The sequence below is a fragment of the Yoonia sp. genome, assembly GCF_046292185.1.
In the GTDB taxonomy this organism is placed as follows: domain Bacteria; phylum Pseudomonadota; class Alphaproteobacteria; order Rhodobacterales; family Rhodobacteraceae; genus Yoonia.
In genome coordinates this window covers 21,827-27,826 of record NZ_JBKBQY010000042.1, presented here as the reverse complement: position 1 = coordinate 27,826, position 6,000 = coordinate 21,827, and the positions used below count along the sequence as shown (strand labels likewise).

Genomic DNA, 6,000 nt, shown 5'->3' with positions numbered 1-6,000 from the left:
GCACGACTTTGCCCTGATCTGCCCATCGGGCAGCAGGCGCGCGTGGTGCAGGCCTATAAGGACAGTTATATGGCGTTGCGCGGTGCGGACGGGAAGGATGAAAAAAGCCCGCTTTATCCCGGCGCGCGCGATGTACTGGACTATCTGGCGGGGCAGGATAATATTTTGCTGGCCGTGGCGACGGGGAAATCCCGGCGCGGGCTGGACAAGATACTGGAAAAGCACGGTTTGCAGAACCTGTTTCACAGTGAACAGGTCGCCGATGATCATCCGTCAAAACCCAACCCGTCGATGATCCTGACCGCGCTGAATGAAACCGGCACTCAGGCGCGGGCGGCGGTAATGATTGGCGATACGACCTTTGACATGGAAATGGGCCGTGCGGCCGGCGTGCGCACCATCGGGGTATCATGGGGATATCACGACGCGGCCACCCTTTTGCCCGATGTGCTGATCGACAGCTTTGCGGGCCTGATCCCCGCGATTGACCAACTTACCGGACCCGCGACATGAGCGATTGGCGACCCAAGCGGTTCTGGACCTCTGCGACGCCTGCTGCCTGCGAGGGCGGCTATACCGTCACGCTGGATAGCCGCAGCGTAAAGACTCCGGCCAAGGCTGCACTGATCGTGCCGACCATGAAAATGGCACAGGCGATCGCGGCGGAATGGGATGCGCAGACAGGGTTGGTGGACCCGCGTACCATGCCCGTGACACGCAGCGCGAATGCCGCCATCGACAAAGTCCATCCCCAGCGGGCAGAGGTGGTGGCGCTGCTGTCCGAATATGGTGACAGCGATCTGCTATGTTATCGCGCAACCGGGCCTGATACGCTGGTTGCCTTGCAAGCAAAGCACTGGGATCCGGTGCTGGATTGGGCAGCGCAAGAACTGGACGCGCCATTGGTGGTCGGGCAGGGGGTGATGCATGTCACACAGGATGCCGGCTGTCTGGCCCGGTTGCGGGCGCGGCTAGACGCGTTTGATGATTTCGCACTGGCAGCGACACATGACTTGATCAGCCTGTCGGGGTCGCTGGTTCTGGCGCTGGCGATCACCCGCGGGAATCTGACCGCAGCGCGCGCCTGGGAGATGTCCCGCCTTGACGAAGACTGGCAGATTACACAATGGGGCGAAGACGAGGAAGCAGCCGCCGCCGCCGCGGTCAAGCGCGACGCATTCCTGCATGCCGAGAGATTCTTTCACTTGGCACGTCTGTGACCGGGTGACGCACTGCACAGTGCATTTGTCCTGAAAATTGCTTAATTTGAGAGCATTCGCCGCATTTGTACTGCGGGTTTTGCTTGACCGGATAGCGTTTGATCGGACAGTCTACACAAACTCGGACAAGAGCTTTGGCTTTTGCAGAAGTGACCGCCGGGATCGGCGGGACAAAAATTGGCTGCCGTATCAAACGGCGGAAACTCAGGAAGAGGTAAAAATGACTAAAACCGTATTTTTCGGCGCATTGGCCGTAGCTGGTCTGACTGCCGGCATGGCCGCTGCGCAGACGCTTGCTGACGTGCAGGCGCGCGGCACATTGAATTGTGGCGTCTCGACCGGGCTGGCCGGGTTCTCGGTGCCTGATGCAGACGGCGTCTGGCAAGGTTTTGACGTCGATTTCTGCCGCGCGGTCGCCGCAGCGGTTCTGGACGATCCGATGGCGGTGTCTTTCGTGCCGACCACGGGTCAGACACGGTTCACAGCGCTTGCGTCCGGCGAAGTTGACGTTCTGGCACGCAACACGACCTGGACCCTGAGCCGTGACGTTGACCTGAAATTCGAATTCATTGGCGTGAACTACTACGATGGTCAGGGCTTCATGGTGCCACGCGCATTGGGTGTTACCGACGCAGCCGAACTGGATGGCGCGACTGTCTGCATCCAGACCGGCACGACCACCGAACTGAACCTCGCCAGCTACTTCCGTTCGCAGAACCTGAGCTATGAGCCCGTGCCGGTTGAAACCAACGCAGAAGCACAGCAGCAATATCTGGCCGGCGCTTGTGACGTTTACACAACCGACATGTCCGGTCTTGCCGCGACCCGTGCCACGTTCGAGGCGCCGGACGATCACGTTCTGTTGCCGACCATCATTTCCAAAGAACCGCTGGGTCCGCTGGTCCGCCACGGCGATCAGGATTGGGGTGATCTGGTGCGCTGGACGCTGAACGCGCTGATCGTTGCGGAAGAACTGGGCGTGACGTCTGAAAACGTCGCTGAAATGGCCGCAGCCCCGACCGACAGCCCGGACGTCAACCGGCTGCTGGGCACCGAAGGCGAACTTGGCGCGATGCTGGGTCTGGACAACGACTGGGCCGTGAAAGCTATCTCCGCCGGTGGTAACTATGGTGAGCTGTTCGAAAGAAGCCTTGGCGAAAGCACCTCTGTCGGTCTGGCGCGTGGTCTGAACGCGTTGTGGACTGAAGGCGGCATTCTTTACGCGCCACCACTGCTGTAAGCAAGAAACTGGCAAAGGGCCCGGCACGACGCCGGGCCCTTTGTCCAATAGCGACGACGCTTATAAATGCGCATCCCGCGCGCTGTGACGCCAGATCAACTGGTGCCGGCGCTGATGAACGGGGCCACAGGGAGATATGAATGTCGACATTCACCGAGCCGCCAAAGGCGTCTTTTCGGCTAAGCCAACTGATCTATGATACGCGCTATCGGTCGATCACCATCCAGGTCATCGCGCTGATCCTGATCTGCATCGCCTTTTGGTGGCTGATCAACAACACTGTGCAAAACCTTGCCAATCTGGGCAAGAATTTCAATTTCAGGTTCCTCCAGTCGGCTGCGGGCTATGACATCAACCAGATGTTGATCAGCTATAACAATCAGATGTCGCACGGCCGCGCGGCATTGGTCGGCATTCTCAATACCTTGCTGGTGGCGTTTCTGGGTTGCGTAACGGCAACGATCATCGGGGTGATCGCAGGTGTTCTGCGCTTGTCCAAGAACTGGGTCGTCAACAAGTTGATGGCTGTTTATGTCGAAGGGTTTCGCAACGTACCGCTGCTGTTGTGGATCATTCTGATCTTCGCGATCATGTCCGAAAGCATGCCGCGCCCGAATGATTTCCGTGGTGAAGAGGCGACCGCGAACATGATCCTCGCCGACAGTTTCGCCATCACCAACCGAGGGATATTCATCCCCAGGATCGGCTTTTCCAATTCCATCAGCGGAAATGCGGCGGTGGCCCCCAGTGATGGTGCGGTGCCCTTGGCGTCTGGCGGGCTTGACTGGTTGGCGGTCTTCGGTGCGCTCGCACTGGGGCTGACCGCGATATATTTCATTCGCAAACGTGCGACACGTATTCAGGAAGCGACAGGCGTACGCCCGACCACCTGGTATCTGCAGATCGGTCTGCTGATCCTGCCTGTCGGCATCATTTCTTTCGCGCTGGGCATGACCGTCGTGCGCCCATATCTGCAAGGCTTCAACTTTACCGAAGGTGTGCACCTGCGTAATTCGCTGATCGCCTTGTGGCTTGCCCTGTCACTCTATACCGGGGCCTTTATCGCCGAAATCGTGCGTGCCGGTATCCTGGCGGTGTCCAAAGGCCAGACAGAGGCCGCTTTTGCGCTGGGTCTGCAGCCCAGCCGGACGATGAACCTTGTGATCCTGCCGCAGGCATTGCGGGTCATCATCCCGCCGCTGATCTCGCAATTCCTGAACCTGACCAAGAATTCGTCACTGGCAATTGCGGTGGGCTATATGGATGTCCGCGCCACGCTGGGTGGCATCACGATCAACCAGACTGGACGCGAACTGGAAGGGATGCTGCTGCTGGGTGGTTTCTATCTGACGCTGTCGCTGATCATTTCGGCGGCGATGAACTATTACAACCGGTCAACCCAGTTGCAGGAGCGTTAAGATGTCGGACACACATGCCCAAACCGTTTCTTACGTCCGTGACACGATGTTGCCCGAACAGACGCCGCCGATTTCGCAGATTGGGGCGATCCGCTGGTTGCGCGAAAACCTGTTTTCCGGGCCGTTGAATATCATTCTGACCATCATTTCGCTTTACGTGGTTTATTGGATCGCGGTGCATATCGGCCCCTGGATGGTCAACGGGATCTGGGATGCGGGATCTTTGTCCGAATGCAGGGCGATCCGCGACGCAACCTTGCCGCCGGGAAGTTCCGCCGCCTGCTTCGCGGTGATCGCGGAACGCTGGCCGCAGTTGCTGTTTGGCTTTTATCCTAGCAATGCCTATTGGCGCCCGGTTCTGGCATTGGTGGTGTTCTTGGCCGGCATCGCACCAATCCTGTTCGACAGATTGCCGCGCAAGATGCTGATCCTGACGGCGCTGACCCCTTTCATCATGTTCGCCTTGCTTTGGGGCGGGTCAATCTGGGGGCCATTTTCTGTCGCCTTGGGTTTTGTCGTCGGCTTTGCCGCGTTCAGGCTGATTTCCCCGATCAACGCGCTGTTGGGCACATTGGGTACGATCATCTTGCCCATTCTGTTCTGGGCCTTTCTTTCCGGCCCGATCGCGGCGACGCTGAACAGCCTCGGCGCGGTTGGCTTGCCCTTCATCGCGTCAAAAGACTTTGGCGGCTTCACCCTTTCGGTTGTCATCGGGATCGCGGCGATCATCCTGTCGTTACCTTTGGGCATCCTGCTGGCGCTGGGGCGGCAATCTGATCTGCTGATCATCAAAGTCTCTGCCGTCGTGTTCATCGAGGTGATCCGCGGCGTGCCTTTGATCGTCTGGCTGTTCACTGCATCATTGCTGTTGAATTACTTTCTGCCGCCGGGGACGAATTTCGACCTGATGCTGCGGGTGATCATCATGGTCACGCTTTTCGCCTCGGCCTATATCGCAGAGGTCGTGCGCGGTGGTTTGGCCGCCCTGCCCAAAGGCCAGTACGAGGCCGCCGATGCGCTGGGCTTGGATTACTGGAAAGCGATGCAGCTTATCATCCTGCCGCAGGCGCTGAAAATCTCGATCCCCGGGATCGTGAACACCTTTATCGGGCTGTTCAAGGATACCACGCTGGTCGTTTTCATCGGCCTGCTGGACCCGATCGGCCTGTCCAATGCGATCCGTGCCAGTTCCGATTGGAATGGTATCTACTGGGAATTATTCCTGTTCATCGGCATCCTGTTTTTCATCTTTTGCTACAGCATGGGCCGCTATTCACAATATCTGGAGAAAAAGCTCCAGCGTGAAAACCGTTAAGGAGACCTGACAATGGTTGAAATGCTTGAAGATCTCGACATTGACCGCAGCCGGATGCAAGTCTCTGACGAGGTAGCGATTGAAATCCGCAACATGAACAAGTGGTATGGTACTTTTCATGTCTTGCGTGACATCAATCTGACCGTCCAGAGGGGCGAGCGGATCGTCGTTTGCGGACCGTCCGGATCGGGCAAATCCACGCTGATCCGCTGCATCAACCGGCTGGAGGAACATCAGGCCGGGCAGATCATCGTGGATGGCACGGAATTGTCGTCTGATCTGAAAAACATCGACAAGATCCGGTCAGAGGTTGGCATGTGCTTTCAGCATTTCAACCTGTTCCCGCATCTGACGATTCTGGAAAACTGTACCTTGGCTCCAATCTGGGTACGCAAGACTCCCAAGAAGGAAGCGGAAGAAATTGCGATGCATTTTCTGACCAAGGTCAAGATCCCCGAACAGGCGCTGAAATATCCCGGCCAGTTGTCGGGTGGCCAGCAGCAGCGCGTCGCCATCGCGCGGTCCTTGTGCATGAAGCCGCGCATCATGTTGTTCGATGAGCCGACATCGGCGCTGGACCCCGAGATGATCAAGGAAGTGCTCGATACGATGATCGAGCTTGCGACCGAAGGTATGACGATGATCTGCGTAACGCACGAAATGGGCTTTGCCCGGCAGGTTGCGAACCGTGTGATCTTTATGGATCAGGGCCAGATCGTCGAACAAAACGAACCCGAAGAGTTCTTTAACAACCCCAGGTCGGAACGGACCAAGCTGTTCCTGAGCCAGATTCTGGGTCACTAGACG

6 protein-coding genes are annotated in these 6,000 nt (G+C 57.8%); all 6 read left to right on the top strand.

The window, feature by feature from the left end; translation table 11 throughout:
* The coding region (locus ACK4TM_RS09525; protein ID WP_409700275.1) for an HAD-IA family hydrolase at window positions 1-513 on the top strand (513 nt) is incomplete at its 5' end.
* A complete protein-coding gene (locus ACK4TM_RS09520) occupies window positions 510-1,220 on the top strand; it encodes an ATP12 family chaperone protein (RefSeq protein ID WP_409700272.1) in 711 nt (236 codons plus the stop codon). The genes ACK4TM_RS09525 and ACK4TM_RS09520, both read left to right, overlap by 4 nt.
* Before the next feature lie 220 nt (window positions 1,221-1,440).
* Window positions 1,441-2,460, top strand: a complete 1,020-nt coding sequence (locus ACK4TM_RS09515; RefSeq protein WP_409700269.1) for an amino acid ABC transporter substrate-binding protein — start codon at window positions 1,441-1,443, stop codon at window positions 2,458-2,460.
* Window positions 2,461-2,600: 140 nt separating this feature from the next.
* Window positions 2,601-3,878, top strand: coding sequence for an amino acid ABC transporter permease (locus tag ACK4TM_RS09510; protein ID WP_409700266.1), 1,278 nt, complete (start codon window positions 2,601-2,603; stop codon window positions 3,876-3,878).
* A gap of 1 nt (window position 3,879) precedes the next feature.
* The gene (locus tag ACK4TM_RS09505; protein WP_409700264.1) at window positions 3,880-5,193 is read left to right on the top strand and encodes an amino acid ABC transporter permease; all 1,314 of its coding nucleotides are present in this window, start codon (window positions 3,880-3,882) and stop codon (window positions 5,191-5,193) included.
* A gap of 12 nt (window positions 5,194-5,205) precedes the next feature.
* Window positions 5,206-5,997, top strand: a complete 792-nt coding sequence (locus ACK4TM_RS09500) for an amino acid ABC transporter ATP-binding protein (RefSeq protein WP_409700260.1) — start codon at window positions 5,206-5,208, stop codon at window positions 5,995-5,997.
* Window positions 5,998-6,000 lie beyond the last annotated feature (3 nt).